This window comes from Nonomuraea jabiensis (assembly GCF_014204795.1).
Taxonomy (GTDB): Bacteria; Actinomycetota; Actinomycetes; order Streptosporangiales; family Streptosporangiaceae; genus Nonomuraea; species Nonomuraea jabiensis.
This window is the reverse complement of record NZ_JACHMB010000001.1, coordinates 9,391,950-9,412,795: the sequence shown is the minus strand read 5'-3', so window position 1 is coordinate 9,412,795 and position 20,846 is coordinate 9,391,950. Positions and strand designations below refer to the sequence as shown.

Annotated in this window: 22 protein-coding genes; 9 read left to right on the top strand and 13 right to left on the bottom strand. The window is 73.0% G+C overall.

Features of this window, described 5'->3' with window-relative positions; genetic code table 11:
• Window positions 1–31: 31 nt before the first annotated feature.
• From HD596_RS42935 to thrC, 6 genes are all read right to left on the bottom strand, one after another.
• Window positions 32–637, bottom strand: coding sequence for an energy-coupling factor transporter transmembrane component T family protein (locus HD596_RS42935; RefSeq protein ID WP_185075139.1), 606 nt, complete (start codon window positions 635–637; stop codon window positions 32–34).
• Window positions 634–1,308, bottom strand: coding sequence for an energy-coupling factor ABC transporter ATP-binding protein (locus HD596_RS42930; RefSeq protein ID WP_185075138.1), 675 nt, complete (start codon window positions 1,306–1,308; stop codon window positions 634–636). The genes HD596_RS42935 and HD596_RS42930 overlap by 4 nt, the downstream gene beginning before the upstream one ends.
• A complete protein-coding gene (locus tag HD596_RS42925; RefSeq protein ID WP_185075137.1) occupies window positions 1,305–2,510 on the bottom strand; it encodes a thiolase family protein in 1,206 nt (401 codons plus the stop codon). The genes HD596_RS42930 and HD596_RS42925 overlap by 4 nt, the downstream gene beginning before the upstream one ends.
• A gap of 1 nt (window position 2,511) precedes the next feature.
• Window positions 2,512–3,873 (bottom strand): class I adenylate-forming enzyme family protein, encoded by a 1,362-nt coding sequence (locus HD596_RS42920; RefSeq protein WP_185075136.1) that lies wholly within the window; start codon window positions 3,871–3,873, stop codon window positions 2,512–2,514.
• Window positions 3,874–3,880: 7 nt separating this feature from the next.
• Entirely contained in the window at window positions 3,881–4,489 is a 609-nt protein-coding gene (locus tag HD596_RS42915; RefSeq protein WP_185075135.1) for a biotin transporter BioY, read from the bottom strand.
• Between the two features lie 103 nt (window positions 4,490–4,592).
• Window positions 4,593–5,657 (bottom strand): threonine synthase, encoded by a 1,065-nt coding sequence (thrC, locus tag HD596_RS42910; RefSeq protein WP_221519803.1) that lies wholly within the window; start codon window positions 5,655–5,657, stop codon window positions 4,593–4,595.
• A 64-nt stretch (window positions 5,658–5,721) separates the two neighbouring features.
• Between thrC and HD596_RS65205 the strand changes: the two genes are divergently transcribed.
• Entirely contained in the window at window positions 5,722–6,555 is an 834-nt protein-coding gene (locus HD596_RS65205) for a MurR/RpiR family transcriptional regulator (protein ID WP_185075133.1), read from the top strand.
• On the opposite strand, the gene HD596_RS42900 is transcribed toward HD596_RS65205, so the two are convergent.
• Genes HD596_RS42900 through HD596_RS42885 form a run of 4 tightly spaced genes read right to left on the bottom strand, consistent with a single transcriptional unit; the run spans window position 6,539 to window position 8,677 of the window.
• Complete coding sequence (locus HD596_RS42900; RefSeq protein ID WP_185075132.1) at window positions 6,539–7,126, bottom strand: GNAT family N-acetyltransferase; 588 nt, start codon at window positions 7,124–7,126, stop codon at window positions 6,539–6,541. The two genes, HD596_RS65205 and HD596_RS42900, sit on opposite strands and share 17 nt — an antisense overlap.
• Window positions 7,127–7,154: 28 nt before the next feature.
• A complete protein-coding gene (locus HD596_RS42895; protein ID WP_185079053.1) occupies window positions 7,155–7,712 on the bottom strand; it encodes a helix-turn-helix domain-containing protein in 558 nt (185 codons plus the stop codon).
• A gap of 36 nt (window positions 7,713–7,748) precedes the next feature.
• On the bottom strand, window positions 7,749–8,042 hold the full coding sequence (locus tag HD596_RS42890) for a DUF6204 family protein (RefSeq protein WP_221519802.1): 294 nt from the start codon (window positions 8,040–8,042) through the stop codon (window positions 7,749–7,751).
• Entirely contained in the window at window positions 8,039–8,677 is a 639-nt protein-coding gene (locus HD596_RS42885) for a TetR/AcrR family transcriptional regulator (protein WP_185075131.1), read from the bottom strand. The genes HD596_RS42890 and HD596_RS42885 overlap by 4 nt, the downstream gene beginning before the upstream one ends.
• A gap of 119 nt (window positions 8,678–8,796) precedes the next feature.
• On the opposite strand from HD596_RS42885, the gene HD596_RS42880 reads away from it, so the two are divergent.
• The 3 genes from HD596_RS42880 to HD596_RS42870 all read left to right on the top strand — a co-directional run bounded on the left by HD596_RS42880 (window position 8,797) and on the right by HD596_RS42870 (window position 11,899).
• On the top strand, window positions 8,797–9,780 hold the full coding sequence (locus HD596_RS42880) for a DUF1838 family protein (RefSeq protein WP_185075130.1): 984 nt from the start codon (window positions 8,797–8,799) through the stop codon (window positions 9,778–9,780).
• Window positions 9,777–10,814: a nitrilase-related carbon-nitrogen hydrolase gene (locus tag HD596_RS42875; RefSeq protein WP_221519801.1), complete on the top strand. Its 1,038-nt coding sequence runs from the start codon at window positions 9,777–9,779 to the stop codon at window positions 10,812–10,814. Before HD596_RS42880 ends, HD596_RS42875 begins: the two co-directional genes overlap by 4 nt.
• Window positions 10,815–10,891: 77 nt before the next feature.
• Window positions 10,892–11,899, top strand: a complete 1,008-nt coding sequence (locus HD596_RS42870; RefSeq protein ID WP_185075129.1) for a hypothetical protein — start codon at window positions 10,892–10,894, stop codon at window positions 11,897–11,899.
• A 671-nt stretch (window positions 11,900–12,570) separates the two neighbouring features.
• Here the strand turns inward: HD596_RS42870 and HD596_RS42865 are convergent.
• Complete coding sequence (locus HD596_RS42865; protein ID WP_185075128.1) at window positions 12,571–13,563, bottom strand: ABC transporter substrate-binding protein; 993 nt, start codon at window positions 13,561–13,563, stop codon at window positions 12,571–12,573.
• A 314-nt stretch (window positions 13,564–13,877) separates the two neighbouring features.
• Here HD596_RS42865 and HD596_RS62705 point away from each other — a divergent pair, with 314 nt between their 5' ends.
• The 4 genes from HD596_RS62705 (at window position 13,878) to HD596_RS62700 (ending at window position 18,423) form a co-directional block, all read left to right on the top strand.
• Window positions 13,878–16,577, top strand: a complete 2,700-nt coding sequence (locus HD596_RS62705; protein ID WP_185075127.1) for a sensor histidine kinase — start codon at window positions 13,878–13,880, stop codon at window positions 16,575–16,577.
• Entirely contained in the window at window positions 16,574–16,972 is a 399-nt protein-coding gene (locus tag HD596_RS42855; RefSeq protein WP_185075126.1) for a roadblock/LC7 domain-containing protein, read from the top strand. Before HD596_RS62705 ends, HD596_RS42855 begins: the two co-directional genes overlap by 4 nt.
• Window positions 16,973–16,978: 6 nt before the next feature.
• Window positions 16,979–17,374 (top strand): DUF742 domain-containing protein, encoded by a 396-nt coding sequence (locus HD596_RS42850; protein ID WP_185075125.1) that lies wholly within the window; start codon window positions 16,979–16,981, stop codon window positions 17,372–17,374.
• Between the two features lie 272 nt (window positions 17,375–17,646).
• A complete protein-coding gene (locus HD596_RS62700; RefSeq protein WP_246555279.1) occupies window positions 17,647–18,423 on the top strand; it encodes a VOC family protein in 777 nt (258 codons plus the stop codon).
• On the opposite strand, the gene HD596_RS42840 is transcribed toward HD596_RS62700, so the two are convergent.
• Window positions 18,417–18,785 (bottom strand): YybH family protein, encoded by a 369-nt coding sequence (locus HD596_RS42840; RefSeq protein WP_185075124.1) that lies wholly within the window; start codon window positions 18,783–18,785, stop codon window positions 18,417–18,419. The genes HD596_RS62700 and HD596_RS42840 overlap by 7 nt on opposite strands.
• 71 nt (window positions 18,786–18,856) lie before the next feature.
• Here HD596_RS42840 and HD596_RS42835 point away from each other — a divergent pair, with 71 nt between their 5' ends.
• Window positions 18,857–19,741: a LysR family transcriptional regulator gene (locus tag HD596_RS42835; RefSeq protein ID WP_185075123.1), complete on the top strand. Its 885-nt coding sequence runs from the start codon at window positions 18,857–18,859 to the stop codon at window positions 19,739–19,741.
• Here the strand turns inward: HD596_RS42835 and HD596_RS42830 are convergent.
• Window positions 19,731–20,807 (bottom strand): FAD-dependent oxidoreductase, encoded by a 1,077-nt coding sequence (locus tag HD596_RS42830; protein ID WP_185075122.1) that lies wholly within the window; start codon window positions 20,805–20,807, stop codon window positions 19,731–19,733. The genes HD596_RS42835 and HD596_RS42830 overlap by 11 nt on opposite strands.
• Between the last annotated feature and the right edge of the window lie 39 nt (window positions 20,808–20,846).

Genomic DNA, 20,846 nt, shown 5'->3' with positions numbered 1-20,846 from the left:
GGACAGACTTATATAAGTCAAACCTGGGATATCAGTCGTCCAGACCGCGGGCGCTCAGGGCCTCGCCGAGGGCGTCGGCGTGCCGGAGTGAGCCGACCACCAGCGGCACGGCGAAGGCCCGGAAGCTGCGCTCGACGCCCCTGGCCCGCTGGGCCTCCCGGACGCGGGTGGCCAGCGCGGCCACGACGGGCACGCTGCGTACCGTCAGCGACAGCAGCAACGACAGCCGGAACGGGTCCAGGCCCACGAACCTGGCCGGCGACAGGCAGCGCTCCAGCGCCGACATCATGGCCGAGGTGCGGGTGGTGAGCGTGACCAGCCCGGCCAGCGCGACCGCGAGCACCACCCGAAGCGTCGTGGACACCGCCCCGGACAGGTCCACGAGCACCCACTGCATCCCGAACAGCCCCACCGCGAACCACCGCACCGGCCTGACCTGCGCCCAGGCCGCCGCCACGCCGACCCCGGACAGCGTGTAGAGACCGGCCGCCACGACCGCCGCGCCGGCCAGCGCCAGGGGCGAGCTCAGCAGCACCAGCGCCGTGCACGCCAGCGCCAGCCCGGCCAGCTTGACCCCGGCCGGGAGCCGGTGCAGCGGCGAGGAACCGGGGACGTAGGCGCCGGTCAGGCCGTTCACGACATGATCTTCCGGTAGTGGGCGATGGCCTCGTCCGGCGTGCCGTCAGCGACGACGCGGCCCTCGTCCAGCACCAGCACGCGGTCGAAACCGGCCAGCAGCGGCAGGTCGTGGCTGACCACCAGCACCTGCTGCGGCAGCTCGCCCAGCAGGTCGGCGACCTGGCGGGAGTGGCGCAGGTCCAGCAGCGTGGTCGGCTCGTCCATGACGAGGATGTCCGGTTCGAGCACCATGACCGAGCACAGGGCGAGCAGCTGCTTCTGGCCTCCCGACAGGTGGTGGGCGGGATGGTCGGCGTGCCCGGCCAGGCCGTACCGGCTGAGCACGTCGTGCACGCGTCGCTCGACCTCCTCGCGCGCCAGGCCCTTGCGGCGCAGGGAGAAGGCCACGTCCTCGGCCACGGTGGGCATCACGATCTGCGCGTCCGGGTCGGTGAACAGGAACCCGACGCTCCGCCTGATCCTGGCCGCGTGGCGGCGGGTGTCGAGCCCGAGCACGGTGACGCTGCCGGAGGTCGGCAGGGCCAGGCCGTTGATCAGGCGGGCGAAGGTGCTCTTGCCGGAGCCGTTGGCGCCGACCACGCCGATCCGCCGCTCGGGCAGGGCCGCGGTGACGCCGTTGAGGACGTCGCGGGCACCGAGGCGTACGCGCACGTCGGCGAACTCGATCACGCCCGTGCTCCGTCCCGGCCAGGACCGGCATCCCGGCCGACCACCTCGAACAGGGCGGCCACGCCGAGCCCGCCGCCCACCGCGGCCGCCGCCAGGCCCAGCGTCCCCGGCGGGGCGCCCCCGCGCACGAGGCGGCTGAACAGCCGGGTCACCACGACCGCGCCGGTGGCGCCCCAGGGATGCCCCAGGGCCAGCGCACCGCCGTCGGCGCACACCCGATCGTTGTCCAGGGCGTCGATCCCGAGCGCGTCGGTGACGGCCAGCACCTGCGCCGCGAACGCCTCCACGATCTCCACCGCCGCGACCTGTTCCAACTCCACCCCCGCACGCGCCAGCACCCGCCGCACCGCCGGCACCGGACCCCACCCGGGCAGCTCGGGATCGCACCCGACGACGGACCCGGCCACCAGCCGCATCCCCGGCAGGCCCGCGCGCAGCCGCTCGGGCACGATGGCCACGGCCGCTGCGCCGTCGCTGACCGGGGAGGAATTACCGGCCGTCACTGTACCGTCCGCCACGAACGCCGCGGGCAGCCGGGCCAGCGACGCCACCCGCAGCGGCCGGGGCCGCTGGTCGTCACGGCGCTCGCCGATCGGGACGATCTCCTCCTTGAACCGGCCCGCCTCGCGGGCGGCCAGCGCCCTGGCGTGGCTGCGGCAGGCGTAGGCGTCCTGGCGTGCCCGGCTGACGCCGCGCGCCGCCGCCAGCGCCTCGGCGGCCGGCCCCATGTCGGGGTCGGGGTGGCCGCGCGGGACGAAAGGCGCCCTGGGGTACGGCTCCGCCGTGCCCCGATGGGTACGCAGCGGCGCGGTCGAGGCGCTCTCCGCCCCTCCCGCGATCACCAGGTCCATCTCCCCCGCCCGTACGGCCTGACCGGCCACCAGGATCGCGGCCAGCCCGCTGCCGCACTGCCGGTCCACCGTCAGGCCGGGCACCTCGTGCCCCAGGCCCGCCGCCAGCGCCGACACCCTGGCCACGTTCCCGCCGGGTCCCATGCAGTTGCCCAGCACCACGTCGTCCACCCGCCGCCCGGCCAGCTCGCGCGCCACGGCGGCGATCACGGGCGCGGCCAGCCGATCGACCGTCACGCCCTTGAACGCGTGCCCGGCCGTCCCGATGGGGGTGCGCCGGGCCGCCACGACGACGGGCTCGTCCCCGAGGCTCCGGATCGCGGCTTCGTGGCGCGGATCGGGGTCGCGCATGTCAGATCAGCCGCCGGATGTCGGGGTCGCCGCCCGCCAGCCGGGCCGCGACCAGGGCGCGGGCGGGCTTGCCCGTCTGGGTGCGCGGCAGGCTCGGCACCGCATACCAGCGGCGGGGCCGCTGCGCCTCGTCCAGGCCGCCCCTGGCCGTCGCCTCCAGCAGCGCGCGCGCCGGCGGCGTGGCGCACTCGGCCTCGATGACCGCCGTCACCACCGCACCCAGCGACGGATGCGGCGAGCCGATCACGACGATGTCCCCCACGCCGGGCACCTTCCTGAGCACCTCCTCGACGTCCTCGGGCACGACGGTGGCGCCCCCGGTCTGGATCGCGCCGTCCCCCCGGCCGCGTACCCGCAGCACCTCTCCTACCCGGTACGGCTCCGCCACGTCGCCCACGCTCGCCCAACCGTCAGCGTCCCGGCGCAACGGGCCCGCGGCGCCGCCCAGATAGCCGTCGGCCAGCCACGGCGAGCGCGCCCACACCTCGCCGAGCCCGCCGCCCGGCCGGACCTCGATCTCCACGCCCGGAAACGGGCGCAGCCCGCCCCCGTCGGCGTCCACCGCCACGAACGACAGCTCCGTCGCCCCGTAATAGGACACGACCCGGACCCCCGCCCGGACGGCCGCCGCCCGGGTGCCGGGGTCGAGGGCCGCGCCGCCGACGACGGCCACGCGCAGCGCTCCCGGGTGCTCCAGCACCTCCGGCAGCAGGTGCGGCACCAGGTGCACGACCGTGGCCCTGGCCAGCAGGCCGGGCAGCGCGCGGGAGGGCCGGCGGCCGGGAAGCAGGGCCGTCGCCCCGGTGGCCAGGGTGTGGACGGCGGCGAAGGCGTACAGGCTGGAGACGAGGGGGCCCGGGATCAGCACGACGTCGTCCGGGCCGATCCCGGCCAGCTCGCCGAGGTGCGGGAACGACTCCGTCCACGACGCGCGGGTGCGTACGATGGCGCGCGGCCGGCCGGTGCTGCCCGAGCTGAAGCACGCCCACGCCCGGTCCCCGGGCTCCGGATCGTGCCGCACCGCCGGCCCCGCCGCCCCGGGCAGCGGCGCGTCCACGAAGAAGCCGGGCCCGGCCGAGGCGGCGACGCTCGACCACCGCTCCCGGCCCCAGGCGGGGTCGCCCACCAGCGGCGTCGCGCCCGCCAGGTCGGCCGCGAGCACGGCGGTGAGCAGCTCGACGGGGTCCGCCAGGCCGATCGCGACCAGCGCGCCCGGGCCGATCCCGCGGCCGAGCAGGTGGCGGGCGGCGCCGTGGATCCGTTCGGCGAGCTGGGCGTAGGTGAGCTCGCCCTGAGGGCCGCACACCGCCGGGCGCGAAGGGCGTTCGGCGGCGTGCCGCATCACGTGTCGTGCTACGGGCATCGAGCGGTCAACGCCCCCCGCCGGAGCGCAGCCGTTCGCGGTGCACGGCCGGGACCGCGTCCGGGTAGGCCCGCTGCGTGCCCCTGGCCACGACGGACGCCAGCACCACCTTGATCAGGTCGCCGGGCAGGAAGATGAGGCTGGCGGCCGCGGTCGCGCCCAGGGACACCCCCGTGACGAGCGACTGGACGGGGATGCCGAACAGGTAGATCACCCCGATCCCGCCCACCAGGCAGGCCACCATCAGCGGGAAGATTCCCGGGTTGCGGCCCGCGCGCTCGACGAGCCAGCCGGTCACCGCCGCGCCGGGGATCCAGCCGATCAGGTATCCGGCCGACGGCATGGCGAACACGCCGAGCCCGCCGCGCCCGCCCGCCAGCAGCGGCAGGCCGGCGGCGACCAGCACGAGCAGCACCACCACGGCCAGCGCGGCCCGCCACGTGCCGAGGATCGCCCCGGCCAGCATCACGCCCAGCGTCTGGAGCGTGATCGGGACCGCGTTGCCGAACAGGTTGAGCGAGCCGGGCACGCCCAGCACCGCGATCAGCGCCGCGAACACGGCCACCCGCGCCAGGTCGCCCGTGGGGAACCCGCGCCGCTTCGATGCATCCATCATGGGGACGATCCCACACCACAACCCCACACTCCAGGCATGGAGGGATCCCACAACTTTCCGCTCGTTCCTCTGCTGGCGACCGATACCCCTTCCACAAGTCCGGTCAGGCCGCCAGGCGCAGGGCCCGGGCCACGTCGGAGGCGGACGAGGAGGTCTCCGTCGAGGTGTAGCCGCCGCGCAGGGAGGCGTCCAGGTCCTTCAGGCCGTTGCCGCTGAGCGTGATCACGATCCGCAGGCCCGGCTCCAGCAGGCCCCGCTCGTGCCGGTCGAGCAGGCCCGCGACGCCGGCCGCCGAGGCGGGCTCGGCGAAGACGCCGTCGCGGCGGGCCAGCAGCCGGTACGCGGCGAAGATCTGCTCGTCGGTCACCGCCTCGATCAGCCCGCCGGACTCGTCGCGGGCGGTCACGGCGCCGTCCCAGGTGGCCGGGTTGCCCACGCTGATCGCGGTGGCCTCCGTACGCGGGGCCGCCACGGGAGCGCCGTGGACGAGCGGGGCCGCGCCGGCCGCCTGGAAGCCCCACATGCGCGGCAGCCGCGTGGCCAGGCCGGCGTCGTGGTAGTTGCGGTAGCCGCCCCAGGTGGCGGTGATGTTGCCGCCGTTGCCGACCGGCAGGCAGTGCACGTCGGGCGCCTCGCCGAGCGCGTCCACGATCTCGTAGGCGACCGTGCGCTGCCCGGCCAGGCGCAGCTCGTTGCCGACCGAGTTGACCAGCGCGATCGGGTGGTGGGCGGCCAGCTCGCGGGCCACGCGCAGGCAGTCGTCGAAGGTGCCGTCGATCTCGACGATCTCGGCGCCGTAGCGTACGGCCTGGCTCAGCTTGCCGAGCGCGATCCGTCCCTTGGGGACCAGCACGGCGGCCGTCACTCCGGCGCGGGCGGCGTAGGCGGCGGCCGAGGCGCTGGTGTTGCCGGTGGAGGCGCAGATGACGGCCTGCGCCCCGGCCTCGGCGGCCTTGCTGATCGCCACCGTCATCCCGCGGTCCTTGAACGAGCCGGTCGGGTTGGCGCCCTCGACCTTCAGCCAGACCTCGCAGCCGGTGAGCTCCGACAGGTGCGCGGAGCGCAGGAGCGGGGTGTTGCCCTCGTTGAGGGAGATGGAGGGCGTGTCGGCGGTGACCGGCAGCCAGCGCCGGTAGTCGCTGTCGATCAGACCGTGCCAGGTTCTCATGCCCCGCACCGTAACATTCGTTTCGTAAACCTGGGTAGCCGGTGCTGATGTAACATTTGTCATTGTGGAGAACGATCCGGTGGCCGACCGCCTCAGCACCGTCTATCCCGAGCTGCCGCCCGGGGAGCGGGCGATCGTGAGGGTGCTGCTCGACGACTATCCGTTCGCGGCGCTGGGCTCGCTGCGGGCGCTGGCCGAGCGCGCCGGGGTGAGCCCGCCCACGGCGTCACGGCTGTTCGACCGGCTGGGGTACGGCGGGTTCGCCGACTTCCAGGCCGCGGTGCGCGACGGGGCGCGGGGGCGGTCGCGGCTGCTGGAGTTCGTCTCGCGGGCGCCCGACTCCCCCGCCACCAGCCCCGAGCTGCGGCAGGCCGCCGAGGACCTGCGCGCGGGGCTGGACGGCACGCTCGCCGCCGCCACGGACCCGCTCCTCGACGCGGCCGCGACCCTGCTCGCCGAGGCCAGGACCGTGTGGGCGCTGGGCGGGCCGCTGAGCGAGCTGGCCGCCGAATACCTGATCCGCCAGCTGGCCAGCCTGCGGCCCGGCGCGCACCGGGTGCCCGACTCCACGCAGGCCCGGGCGCGTGTCGTGCTGGATCTGAAGGGGTCCGACGTGGTCGTGGCGTACGACTTCCGGCGCTACTCCTCCGGCACCGCCCGCTTCGTCAAGGCCGCCCGCGCCCGGGGCGCGCGGCTGGTGCTCGTCACCGACGCCTGGGAGTCGCCGCTGGCCGCCGAGGCGGAGGTGCTGATCAGGCTGCCGCGCGAGGCCGCCGGGCCGATCGCGCCGCTCGCCCACGAGATCGCCGTCACCGAGCTGCTGCTCGTCGCCACGGCCGCCCGCCTGGCGCCCGCCGAGCGGCTGGCCGACCTCGACGCGCTCACCCGGACGCTGTGAATCGCTTGGCTCCAAGCCGCTTGGCTTCGAGCCGCTTGGCTTCGAGCCGCTTGGCTTCGAGCCGCTTGTAGAAGAAGCTGCAGTCCTGGAGGGTGCCGTCCGGGGATCCGGCGTAGCCGGGGACGATGCCGTAACGGGTCCAGCCGCCGGTGCGGTAGACGTGCTCGGCGGTGCTGCCAGTCTCGGTGTCCAGGAGCAGCAGGTCCGCCCCGGCGTCGAGGGCGGCCTGCTCGGCGGTGGCCAGCAGGGCGCGCGACAGGCCCCGGCCACGGGCTTCGCGGTGGACCATCAGCTTGACGATCTCGGCGCGGTGGCGGGCGTTCGGCTTGCTCGCCAGGGCGAGGCTGACGGTACCGGTGACGGCGCCGCCGTCGCGGCACACCCACACCAGAAGGCTGCCGTCGGCCACCGCCGGGGCCTGGGAACGCCACCAGGCGGCGGCCTCCTCGTGGCCGAACGGCGCGAGAAAGCCCACGGACGCGCCGCTGTCCACGGCATCGACCAGCAGTCCGGCCAGCTCCTTGACACCGGCGTCGAAGTCGTCGGCGGTCAGGCGCTCGATGGCGGGCATGGAATTCCTCCGAGGTCTATCAGGGTCGTCAGGGGAGCACGATCAGGAGGGCGTACCGGACCGGGTCAGGGCCGGGGCAGCGGAAGCGGGACGGCCCCCACAGGCGGAAGCGCAGGCAGTCGCCCTCCTCCACGGTGTGCGTGTGACCGTCGGCGGTGATCTCCACGGCCCCCTCCAGCACCCAGATGTGCTGCTCCAGCCCGGGCACCGGCGGCGCGTCGTACGAGATGTCCGCTCCCGGCCGCAGCCTGCCCTCCACGACCTCGCCCCGCATCCCGGGGTGGGGCGGCGACACCGAACGCCGGACGAACCCGGACTCCTCATCCCGGAACACCGCCTGCGCCCCCGCCCGTACGAGCTGCGGCGGCTCGGACTCCACCTCGGCCAGCAGCCGCGACATCGTACGCCCGTAGACGGCGCACAGCTTGCCCAGCAGGGCGGCGGTCGGGCTGATCTCGCCCCGCTCCAGCCGCGACAACGTCGAGCGGCTGATCCCCGAGTGGCTCGCCAGCTCCTCCAGCGACCAGCCCCGCTCGACGCGCAGCTCCGCGAGCCGCCCGGCGAGCCTGGCCTCGACCTCCCTCATCTGTCTCACATAAGAGAAGATATCCCAAATATGGGATCAGCGGCGACGTCGCACCTTGATGTCGCGCATGTCGGTCACCGCGAGCTGCAGGATCTCGTGCGGATGCCCGTGCGCCTCCAGCGCCGCCATCGCCCCCAGAGCCGCCTCGTCCTCGCCGTCGTCGGGCCCGGCGGGCACCTGGCAGCGGAAGGTGAACGCCGTCACGCCGGCGTCATGAGTGAAGGTCCCGGCCTCGGTGTACGCCGCGCCGCTCGTGGCCAGCACGGCGGCCCGCCCGGCGTCGTCGAGCCCCTTGAACTTGCCCCTGATCGTCACCCTGAACACGGTCATCCCTTTCGTACGGCATAGGCCAGGACACGCTCGCCCAGCAGCTCTTCTGCGGCATCCATCAGCTCCAGCACGGCGGCGGCGATGGCGTCGGGCGGCTCGCCCGCGACCGTCCGCCGGCCGATCTCGGCGTAGACCAGCGAGTGCAGGCACCCGATGTGCCAGGCCGCCACGCGCGGCAGCGGATCGCCCTCGGCCGCCCCGGTCTCCTCGGCCAGCACGACGGCCAGCTCGTCGGTCATCCGGCGGCCGAGGTCCTCCAGCCGGGCGGCGAGCGTGGGCGCGGCCCGCATCATCTCCAGCACCCGCCCGAACCCCTCCGTCAGCCCCACCTGGCGCTCGCGCCCGCGTACCTCCGCCCGCAGCCGCGCCAGCACCGCCCCGGCCGCCGACTGGCCGGGCGGGCGCTCCCGCACGATGTCGGCCAGCCGGTGCGGCGAGGCCTCCTCCGGCGGCAGGACGAGGTCCTCCTTGGCCGGGAAGTAGTTGTAGACGGTGTTCACCGACACCTCGGCGGCCGCCGCGACCTCGGCGATCGTGACGTGCTCGAAGCCGCGCTCCACGAACAGGCCGATGGCCACGTCGACGATGCGCTGCCGGGTCTGCCGCTTCTTCCGCTCCCGGAGCCCCTCCACCATGCTTGGAGTCTACTTCAATTTTGGAGCCCATTTCAGTTTTTTGCGCCGAGATGGACAGCGCGGAGCGCGACATGATCACATTGGCTCGCTCAATCGCCTAAGTGTTCGGAGCGAACCCCATGGTCAAGCGCAACCTCCTCCGGTCTTTAGCCCTTGCCGCCCTGTTCCTGAGCGTGACCGCTCCAGGGGCGGCGGCCGACGACAAGCCCACCGACCCGACCTATCCTGGACCGGTCTACAAGACGGTCACCGATCGCAGCGGCCTGCTCTCGCTGCAGACCTTCGGCCGTCCCGACGGCAAGGACATGGTCTTCCGGATCTCCGGCAGCGTGTACGCCAACATCGAGGGCAACAGCCTGGACCCGGCGCTGCGGCACGGCCAGAAGCTGTTCAACATCGAGGGCTACAACATCAGGCGCCTGTACCGGGTGCCGGACACGACGCAGCTCTACCAGCTCTCCCGCGAGATCGTCTTCTACACCGACCCCGCCGACCCCACGCGGATCCTGCGGGAATGGAAGAACCCGATCGACCAGAAGACCTATCCGGTCATCCCCATCAACAACGACGCGGTGAACTTCGGCCCGTTCAACATCACCTCCTCCTACGTGGGCCCGCCGGTGCGCCAGTTGCATGATGAGAACGTGTGGACCAGTGACATCCCCGTACGCACCGACTTCGGCGCCACGCTCGGCGAGCGGTTCGGCCTGGTGGGCGGCGTGTACGCGGCCCAGGAGATGTTCGACTTCTCCGTGGACGAGCGCGAGGCGGCCGCCAGGACCGTTCCGGGCACCGTCCCCTCCGGGGCCATGGACACCAAGATCAGCTGGGCGCGTACGAGCCCGTGGGCGCCGTTCATGTGCCTGGCCGAGAGCGACGTACGCGGCCAGCTCACCTACCACGCCCGCAGCTGGTCGCTGAACTCCTACGCCGAGATCGAGCCGTGGCTGCGCGCCGAGATCGAGGCGAACCACCCGCTCTTCAAGGCCGCCCCCACCGCGCCCGGCGCCAGCGAGAACTCCTGGAGCTCCTTCTACAACAAGCAGCTCGGCAAGGGCGCCACCACCTGGCCGGCCTGGTGCGCGGCCAACGGGCACTCGTGACCGCCTACACGGCCCTGGCGCTCCAGATGGAGACCAGGGCCGTCAACGCCGCCGCCGACCCGAGGGCCGCCATCCGCGCCGCCATCGAGCGGATCGCCGAGCAGGTCGGCGGCAGCAAGGCGTGGCTGGGCCGCGACCTGCGCCTGGTGGTGCTGCCCGAGTACGTGCTGACCGGCTTCCCGATGCGCGAGAGCTTCGCCGAGTGGCGCGACAAGGCCGCGCTCGACCCCGGCGGGCCCGAGTACGACGCGCTGGCCGGGATCGCCGCCCGGCACGAGGTCTACCTGTGCGTGAACGCCTATGAGCGCGACGAGCACTTCCCCGAGCTGTACTTCCAGGCGTCGGTGATCCTCTCTCCACAGGGTGCGCCGGTCCTGCGCTACCGCAGGCTGCACTCGATGTTCACGCCGAGCCCGTACGACGTGTGGGAACGCTACCTGGAGGTCTACGGCATCGACGGGGTGCTGCCGGTGGCCCGCACCGAGATCGGCAACCTGGCGGTGCTGGCCTCGGAGGAGATCCTCATGCCCGAGCTGGCCCGCGCGCTGGCCCTGCGCGGCGCCGAGGTCTTCTGCCACCCCACCTCCGAGGCGTCCTCGCCGGCGCTGACCCCGAAGGCGATCGCCCGCCGCGCCAGGGCCGCCGAGAACCTGGCCTACGTGGTCTCGGCCAACAGCGGCGGCCTGAGGGGCATCCCGATCCCCGGCGACTCCACCAACGGCGGCTCGGAGGTGCTGGACCACCAGGGACGCGTGCTCGCCCAGGCGGGCGCGGGCGAGTCGCTGGTGGCCGCCGCCGAGCTGGACGTGGGCGCGCTGCGCCGGCTGCGGCGGCGGCCCGGCATGGGCAACCTCGTGAGCAGGGTGAAGACGGGGCTGTGGGCCGAGGAGTACGCCAGGCACGACGGGGAACGGCCCGGCGGGCTGTCGCAGGGCGCGCGCGACCGGGCCTGGTTCGCCGCCCGGCAGGTGGAGGCGATCGAGCGCCTGTACGGTCCCGGCGACCAGAGCGGAAGCGAGGGCTCGAACACGTAGAGCGATTGCCCATACACTGTCTGTCGCAGCAGGCGCGGCCGGACGGGCCGGTCAGGAGAGGACAGGGTCTGGGAACGATGAGCGAGGCCCCCCAAGGCGACCAAGACCCCCGGCCCGCCGGCGGGCTGGAGTCGGTGACCTCTCCCGAGGATCTGGTGAAACTGCTGGCCGAGCAGTTCGCGCGGGCCGACGTGTCACTTCGGGAGCTTCAGAAACGGGCGGACCGGGCGGGCGGAACGCGGCTGCCCCGCTCCACCTGCGCCGACATGCTGGCCGGTCGCCGCTTCCCCAAGAAGGCGGTGATGGTGGCGTTCCTCCGGGGATGCCGCGTCCCCGACCATCAGCTTCCGGCGTGGGAACGGGCCTGGGAGCGGGTGCGTCTCCATCAGCTGCCCGCCGGCTCCAGGGAGATCGCCACCCAGGCCATGCCCGAACCCGGCAGCCCGGACACGCCCCGTGCCGCCGGGCGGCGCCGGCGCCGAGCCGCCCTGCTCGCAGCGGTGGCCGTGCCGGCAGCAGCGGTGATCCTGAGCATCGTCATCGCCCAGCGGGCGACGCCGCAACCCGGCGCGTCCGAAGGCGTGCCTGGCCACATCGTCAACCCCGCCCACATCGTCACTGACGATGGTCGTGCGTTCCCTCGCGGAGGATCGAGCCGGTTCACCGTAAGGGTCAGCCCGGCCAACACGGGCGTACGGCTGACCCGCCGGCTGGATGCGGGCGTCGGTCTGCAACAGGCCACCATCACCGTCAACGGGAGCCCGGCCGCAGAATGGCGACCGCTGCTCGAGGACGGCATCTACAAGTGGAGAGACCAGATCGTCACCCTCCCGCCGCATCTGACGAGGGGGCGAGGCTCGCTCACCATCGTCAACACGTGCGTGTCCCCCTCGGGCTTCAACGAGTTCCTCTACACCGTGGAGCACAAGGTCGACGGTGCCTGGTCGACGGCCGACACGGTCGACATCGGCCGCGACCACGCCGCCGGCGAAGCCGCCCACGACTACCGCGTCGTCGGAGAGGACTGGGCCGGCACACAGACCTTCGCCTATCCGCCCCGCAAGGAGGCCTGGAGCGTCCAGTGAGCTCCGCCGGCTGACCTGCGGGGTCGCCGTGTTGCCACCCTGCTCATGGGATCGCCTCGCGGACCGCGACCCCGGGCTCGTACGTTCGGCGGCCGCCTTCGCGGCGGTCACGGGCATCGCGCTCGCCCTGGCGGTCGTGGCCTTCCTGGACATGCCCGCTCCGCTCCTCGCCGCCGGCCGCCCGCAGCTCGGCCTCCGCGCGTTCCGCCCACGGGCGTGCGCCCAGGCGGCGGAAGGTGTCGTACGCGGCGCTGAGGTACGGCCGCGCCTCGGCGATCCGGCGTCGGCGGCGATCCCGCCCACCTCGTCGAGACCTACCGCAAGGCGAAGGCGTCCGCCGGGGAGCTGCGCTCGGCCGTCCTGGGCGATGCCCTGTTCGGCGCGGGCAGCCGGCGCCTGGCCGACGCGCACGCACACACCCGGGACGCGCGGCCGCCGCCACCTACCGCTACTCCTTCGCGTGGCGCTCGAACGCTCTGGGCGGCGAACTGGGTGCCACCCACGCCGTGGAGCTGCCGTTCGTCTGCGACGTCACCGGGCTGCCCCGGCTGGGAGCGCTACGACACCGGCTGCCGGGCCACCATGCGCATCGACGCCGAATGGGGCCTGGTGGACGACCCGTACGGCGAGGATCCCCGGCGTCGAGGCCGACGCGTGTAAGGCAGGGCCCACTAACCGGGTTGCGTGACGGGCTCCGGGACGACCATGGAGGCCACGTCCACCTTGGACTTCAGGTAGCCGAACTCGTACATCAGGTCGGCCACCCGCTGGATCCGCTTGGGGTTCAGCGAGGTCGGGAAGGTGCCCATCGCCATGGTCATCACCGCCTGCTTGGGCGTCTGCGTGTAGAGGGGGACGACCTCGGCCAGCTCGGCGCGGTTGGTGGCGGCCAGGCGCTGGGCCTTGGCGACCGCGCGCTGGAAGGCGGCGGTGGTCTTCGGGTGCTTGCTCACCCACTCCGCCGTGCCGGCCCAGCCGTCGATCGGCAGCGCGTCGGTCGGGCCGGTGTTGGTGTCGAGCAGCAGCCGGGCGCCGGCCTGCTGGGCTGCCGACAGGAACGGCTCCACCATCCAGGCCGCGTCCACCTTCTCGCTCGTCAGCGCGCCCAGCTGTGCCTGGAAATCGATGGCGACGAACTTCACCTGTTTCGGCGTTACTTCATGCGCCTTCAAATGGGCGCTCATGGACATGGTGCCCAGGTTGTTCAGGGAGTTGACCGCGATCGTCTTGCCTTTGAGGTCTTTGGGGGTCTGCAGCGGGGAGTCCTTGCGTACCACGACGCCGGCGATGCCGGGCGCGCCCTGCAAACTGTCTGAAAGGATCTTCAATTTGGCGGCGCCGCTGTCCTGGATGTTGATCAGGGAGACGTAGCTGCCCTTGAATATGTCGATGCTGCCGTTGAGGATCTTCGGCATGACCGCCTGCGGGGCCTGGATGATCTCCGTCTTGACGGTCAGGCCCTCGGCCTTGAAGAAGCCCTTGCGGTCGGCGATGAACACCGGCGCCGAGGAGGGAGTGGGGCTGACGCCGATGGTCAGCGTGGTCTTCTCCAGGTCTCCCGGCGCGCCCGTGTTCGCCGCGGGGGTGCTGCCGCCACCGCACCCGGCGAGGGCGGCGGCGGCCAGTAACGCCAGGACCGCGCGAAAAGCAGAACCGGATTCCATTGAGGGTTTCTCCTTGGCGAGTCCACGCATCCGAAAGGCCGCCGGTGATCGTACAGCAGGATCTGCGCCAATTGCCATGAAATGTCATGAGTCATGACTCGGTGGATCATTACGGGTTGTCCAAAAGTGTCCTATTTCTGGCGACCTTGGGCAGATAGGAGGGATTCCAGGTCAGTCGGCCATTCCAATGGAAGTCACGGTCTTTGTAAGGTTGGCCTACCTCGTCGGTGTGTGCTCAAATTGCTCTTCGTCTCAGGGCGCACATCACGCGCCTCGCATGCCGGCGTGCGTTCAGGCGACAGAGTGGGGAGCCAGTGACGAAGCAACCGACCGCGCGCGGCCCTCGCCCCCGATTAGCGCACGTCCGCAGGAGGCAGAAGCGCAGGCTGCGACTGCGGGACTGGCGGGTGCGGGCGCGTCTCGTCGCCCTGATCCTCATCCCCACCGGGGTGGGCGTCGTGCTCGGCGCCCAGCAGGTGATCACCTCGTGGGCCGCGGCGGGGCAGTACCAGCGCGTACTGGAGAAGGCTGAGCTCGGCGACGCGGTCGTCGAGCTGACCCACCAGCTCGCCCGCGAGCGCGACCTCGCGGTCTACTTCGTGGCCGCCGGCCGTCCGGACGGGCGCGCGGAGCCGCTGCGCCGGCAGTTCGCCCCCGTGGACGAGGCGGTCGCCGCCGTACGCGCGAAGGCCCAGGTCCTCACCCCCGACCACGGCGAGAGCGCCTGGACCATCACCCAGCAGATGATCAGCCGGCTGCCGGAGATCCCCGCGACCCGCGGCATCGTGCAGTCCACCCAGTTGCTCGCGCTGCCCGCGCTGACCAAGTACTCCCAGATCATCAACGCCTTCCAGCAGTTCCACGACCAGATCGCCCAGGGCGGCGACCAGGAGGCCCTGGGCAACAGCGTCCGCGCGCTCTCAGCCCTGTCCAAGGCGCACGACGCCGCCTCGCAGCAGCGCGGCCTGCTCGCCGCGGTGGCCTCGGCGGGCCGCTTCCAGAGCGGCGAGCTCGAACGCTTCATGGCCGCACGCGCCCAGCAGGAGAGCGAGATCGCCGTGTTCAGGTCGGTGGCCACGCTGGACGAGCTGCAGACCTACGACGACACCGTCACCGGCACGCTGGTGGACCGCGCCGAGGCGATCAGGCTGCGCGCGCTGGCCCAGGTCACCGGGGGCGGCCGGATCGATCTCGACCCGGACCGCAAGGACGACGCCGAGCGCTGGTTCGAGGCGATCAGCGGCACCGTGGACGGCATGTGGACCGTCCAGCGGCGGCTCGGCGAGTCGATCAACGTGCAGAGCCGCACGCTGCAGGACTCCGCGCGCCGCGACGCGCTGCTGGCCGCCACCTACAGCCTCCTGCTGCTGCTCGCGGTTCTGATGGTCACCGCCATCATGGCCCAGTCGCTGGTCAGGCCGCTGCGCCGGCTGCGCACCGAGGCCCTGCACATCGCCGGGGTACGCCTGCCCCGGACCGTGCGCTCGCTGCACGAGGCCGGCGACGGGACCACCGTGGCCATCCCGCCCATCGGGGTCGACTCCCTGGACGAGGTCGGCGAGGTCGCGCGGGCCTTCGACGAGGTCCACCGCGAGGCCGTCCGGCTGGCCGGTGAGGAGTCCAGGCTGCGCGCCAACGTCAACGCCATGTTCGTCAGCCTGTCCAGGCGCAGCCAGACCCTGGTGCAGCGGCAGATCAAGCTCATCGACGGGCTGGAGCGGGGCGAGCAGGACGAGCAGCGGCTGGCCAGCCTGTTCACCCTCGACCACCTGGCCACGCGCATGCGGCGCAACAACGAGAACCTGCTGCTCCTGGCCGGTCAGGAGCCTCCCCGACGCTGGAACAAGCCGGTCAGCGTGGCCGACGTCGTACGCGCCTGCCTGTCGGAGGTGGAGAACTACGAGCGGGTCACGCCCCGGATCGCCACCCGCAGCGCCGTCTCGGGGCAGGCGGTCAACGACATCATCCACCTGCTGGCCGAGCTGGTGGAGAACGCGCTGTCGTTCTCGCCCCAGACCACGTCCGTCGTGGTCACCGCCGCCGCCATCGAGGGCGGCGGCGCCGTGCTGTCCATCTCCGACAGCGGCATCGGCATGGTCCCCGACGAGCTCGCGCAGGCCAACGAGCGCCTGGCCCACGTGCCCACGGTGGACGTGTCGGTCTCGCGGCGCATGGGGCTGTTCGTGGTCGCCCGGCTGGCCCACCGCCACGGCATCCGGGTGCAGCTGCACCTCAACGACTCCAAGGGCCTGACCGCGACGGTCTTCCTGCCGGAGGCGCTGCTGCAGCCGCCCGCCCAGCCGACGCCGGCAGCCTCCTTCGGGCGGCCGTTCGACATCTCCGACTCCTGGGCCGCCACTCCCCCGCCCGTGGTCCCGCCCCCGCGGCCGTACTCGCCGGCTGTGGGGGCGGGTTCGGCCGACTGGCCGTCGTTCGCCACCGATCCCGAGCCCGACAAGCCCTCGACGGGCTGGTCGGCGTCCTCCATCTGGCCGGGCGTGTTCGACACGCCCGGGGCCAGAGCGCGCTTCGACCTCCTGCGCGGCGGCCCGGGCCCGGTCCCGGGAGGCTCCGTCCCCGCCAGGGCGATCTCCGTGGACCCGCTCGGCACGGGGCTGGGCGTGGCGCCCGTCCCCGACCCCGACGGCTACCTGCCGATCTTCGCGGCGGTGAAGTCGGCCTGGTTCAACCACGACACCTCCGACGGCGCGTGGAGCTCCCCCGAGGCCGACGCCGGATGGAGCGCGGCCGAGGCCGCCGCCAGCCCGGCCAACGACGGCACCACCGCCTCCGGCCTGCCCAAACGCGTCCCCAAGGCCAATCTGGTGCCCGGCAGCGCCGACACCCCCTCGGTGCCCAAGGGCGTCGCCCCCATCCCGCAGATCTCGCCCGAGCAGGTCCGCGACCGCATGGCCAGCTACCAGCAGGGGTTCCGAGCGGCCCGCGACGACATCTGCATGCGCAGCATCCCTCCCTTCGATGCAGGGAGCACGACCCGCGAGGAAGGCCCATGACCCGCAACAGCAATCTCGACTGGCTGATCACCGACTTCGCCCGGTCGGTCCCCGGCGTCGCCCACGCGGCGGTCGTCTCCTCCGACGGGTTGCCGCTCGCCGTCTCGGCCGGTTTCCCGCCTGAGCGCGCCGAGCAGCTGGCCGCCGTCGCCTCGGGGCTGGCCAGCCTGACGCAGGGCGCGGCCACGCTGTTCGAGGGCGGGCCGGTCGTCCAGACCGCCATAGAGATGCAGCGCGGGCTCATGCTGAACGTCGCCATCAGCGACGGCTCCTGCCTGGCCGTGCTGGCCGCCCCCGACTGCGACATGGGCGTGGTGGCGTACCAGATGACGCTCCTGGCGGACCGGGCCGGGCAGGTGCTCACCCCGGCCCTTCGCGCCCGGCAGTCCTGGTGAGCGCGGATGACCGACCCGCCCTGGGGCAGCGGCTGGAGGCCGCCGCCCGACCCCGACGAGGAGGACCCGGATTCGCCGGTCCGGCCTTACGCCGTCACCGGCGGGCGCACGGCGCCGCGCATCAGGCTGGCGATGGAGGCCCTGGTGTGCTCCGCCGACGCGCCGCCGCACACCTTCGCCCTGATCACGCCCGAGTACGCCGCCATCAGCGAGCTGTGCCGGCAGGTCCGGTCGGTGGCCGAGGTGGCGGCGGTGCTGCAGATCCCGCTCGGGGTGGCCCGCGTGCTGATCGCCGACATGGCGGCCGACGGGTTGCTGCACCTGTACCACCCGCGCCTGCCCGGCGGGCGGCCGGAGGCCGACCTCCTGGAACGGGTGCTCAGCGGGCTGCAACGACTCTGAACCCGGCTCGAGGATGACGCCGCTCGCGTGGGTCCACCCTCGTACGACCGCCGCCGGGTCTCGCTCCTCCTGCAGGGCCGCGAACCAGGACCGGCCCAGAAGCGGCACGGGCTCGGCGTCTCCGGCGGACGCGGCGTCGACCACGTGTTTGAGCAGCCGGCTCTTGCTGCCGTAGTGAAAGTTCGGCGACCTGCTGGAAGGTCGTCCCGGCATATCCCCGGCCCGCACAATACGGCCTTTGGTCTGCGCGGAGCGCCCATTGGGAGTGGTTCATGACTGCGCTGGGTGGGTTCCACCACGTCAGGCTCCCTGTCTCCGACATCCACAAGAGCCTGGAGTGGCACAGGCGTGTGCTCGGCCTCGAGGTGGCGATCGAATTCGTCGAGGACGGCGCGCTGCGCGGCGCGGCCTTGCGCGACGCCGGCCAGAGCCTCATGCTCGCGCTTCGCGAGGAGCCCGGGCGGGCCGCCGCCCTGAGCGGGTTCGACCCGGTCGCGCTCGGCGTGCCGACCCTTCATGCGTTACGCGCCTGGTCCGACCGCCTTGAGGCGCTGGGCGTGGCACACTCCGAGATCGCCGAAGGCAGCGTGGGGTGGCTGATCGGCGGCATCAAGGTGAGCGGACGGGAGACCGGCGGGGCCCTGACTCTCATCGAGCAGGAGTGCCCGCCCGGCCCGGGCGCCTTCGTCCTGCTGCCCCGCGGGCGGCCCCACGCCTTCGCCAACCGCGAGGACCACCCCCCTGCGGCTGCTCCAGCTGACCTGGCCGACCGGCTTCGAGCGCTTCGCCGCCGACGTCGCCGCCCTCGACACGGGCCCACCCGACCATGGTGTGGCGGGAAGCCTTCGCCGGTGACGACGTCTGCGTCAACCAGAAGAGCCGGACCGAGGCGCGGCGCGTACGCCGGTGGCAGCTGGGGCGTGCAGACCGGCAAGTTCGACTGCTCGGGCCCGGGCAAGCCCGCCAATGCCTGCGCCCAGGCCCAGGACGTCACCTCGGGCCGCTGGTCGCCCAAGGTCGCGGTCCGTGTCGGCTGCGCCGTCTACTGAACCGCAGGCGGGACGAACTCGGGCTGGTCGATCACGCGTAGCCAGCTCCCGTCCGGCTGGCGCCGTACGACCTGGGCCCGAGCCCCGGCCCCGTCCCTCGGCGGGGTGGAGGTGAGCGCGATGTCGCCGTGGACCAGCGTCGGCAGCGGCTGCTCGGGCTCGAAGTGCGGCCGCCCGGCCAGCACCTTCTCCCACAGCTCGCGGATCGCCTCCCGGCCCACCGTCTGGCTGCCGGGCGGGTAGGCCAGCACCGCGTCCTCCTCGTACAGCGCCGCCACCCCGGCCGCGTCACCGGCGTTGGACCGCTCGACGAACAGGCGGGTGATGTCCTCCGGCCGCATGGCCTTCTCGTATTCCGTCATGGCTCCCAGCCTGCCGGGCCCGCCATCAGAAGTCCAACAGATGGTTTTTATGGAAGCTAGAATCTCCAGTTATGGAACTGAGGCAGCTGGAGTATTTCGTCGCGGTCGCCGAGGAGCAGAACTTCACCCGCGCCGCCGAGCGGGTGCACATCAGCCAGTCCGGCGTCAGCGCCCAGATCCGCCAGCTGGAGCGGGAGCTCGGGGCCGAGCTGTTCGACCGCTCGGGCCGCACGGCCACGCTGACCGTCGCGGGCCGGGCGGCCCTGGAGCACGCCCGGGCCGCGCTCGCGGCGGCGGGGGCGGTCAGCGAGGCGGTGGGCGAGGTGACCGACCTGATCCGGGGGCGGCTCACGGTCGGGATGGTGATCGGCTGCACGGTCACGCCGCTGTTCGACGCGCTCGCCGCCTTCCACCGCGCGCATCCCGGCGTGGAGCTGTCCCTGCTGGAGGACAACTCGGACCGGCTCATCGACGGGGTCCGCGCCGGCACGATCGACCTGGCCCTGGTGGGCACGGCCACCGAGGCCCTCGACGGGCTGGAGGCGTTCACGATCGTCAGCGAGCGCCTCGTCGTGACCGTCCCGCCCGGCCACCCCCTGGCCGAACTGCCCGAGGTCGGCCTGCGCGACCTGGAGGCGTACCCGATCGTGTGCATGCCGCCCGGCACGGGGCTGCGCGCGGTGTTCGAGCGGGCCTGCGCCGCGCAGGGCCGCAGGCCCGTGATCGCCCTGCAGGCCAGCGCCGCCGACGCCATCGCCGACCTCGCCGCCCGGGGCGTCGCCGTCGGCGTCCTCAGCGACTCCATGGCCGCCCGCCACCGCGACCGGCTCGTCGCCCGCACCATCGCCGACGTCACCGCGCCCGCCCTGCTGGCGCTGGTCTGGCGCACCGGCCACGGCCCGGCCGTGCGGGAGCTCCTGGCCCGCGGCCGGCAGGCCTTCGCGGTCAGCCGGTGAGCTCGCCGAAGAGACGCAGGGCGCCCTTGACGCCTTCCGGGGAGAAGAGGACGTCGAGGCCGTCGGTGGTGAAGCGGCCCAGGCGCGCCGCGCGGGGGAACATGGCGCTCTCGTATGCGCGGACCGCCGCGTCCACGTCGGGCTCGGCGGCCAGGGCCTCGGCCAGCTCGGCGCCGTCGAGCATGGCGAGGTTGGCGCCCGCGCCCAGCGGCGGCATCAGGTGGGCGGCGTCGCCCAGCAGCGTGCGGCCCGGGGTGTGCGGCCAGGAGTGGCCGACGGGCAGCGCGAACAGCGGCCGGGCCTCGAACGGCTCGTCGGCCTCCAGCAGGAGCGCGCGTATGCTCTCCGCCCAGCCGTCGAACATCGACAGCACCTCGGCGACGGGCCGGTCCTGTGGACCGCGGTAGGCGGCGTGGACGCGGATGCGGCCGTTGCTGTTGCGCTGGGCGACCACGGCCTTGTTGGGTCCGTAGGCCGACATGCTGCCGTCGCCGACCAGGCGCGCCAGCTCGGGGTGGCGCGCCTCCTCGAAGCCGCTCTCGACGAGGCTGACGCCGGTGTACGCGGGCGTCACCTGCGACAGGCTGGGACGCACCCGGGACCAGGCGCCGTCCGCGCCGACGACCAGGTCGAACTCCTCGCTGGAGCCGTCGCGGAAGAGCACGCTCCGCCCGGCGGCCCTCTCCACGCCGTGGCCCCAGCGGACGGTGCCGTCGGCGAGCGAGCCGATGAGCAGGCCGCGCAGCTGCCCCCGGTCGATCTCCGGCATGCTCTCGTCACCGTCGGCGGGCTGCTCGTGAAAAAGCAGGGTCCCGTCCTCGTCGAAGATCCGCATCTCCTGCCCTTCCGGCCGGGCCAGCGCGCGGAACTCGTCGAGCAGCCCCGCCTTGGCCAGCGCGGTCTGCCCGGAACCCACGTGCATGTCGAGGGTGCCGCCTTGGGAGCGGGAATCGGGTGACGGCTCGCGTTCGAAGACGGTGACGGGCAGGCCGTGGACCTGCAGGACGCGGGCGAGGGTGAGGCCGCCGAGTCCGGCTCCGACGACGGCTATGCGGGGAGAGGTCATGGGAGGATCCCTTCGATACAGCGTATTGAGCAATACACT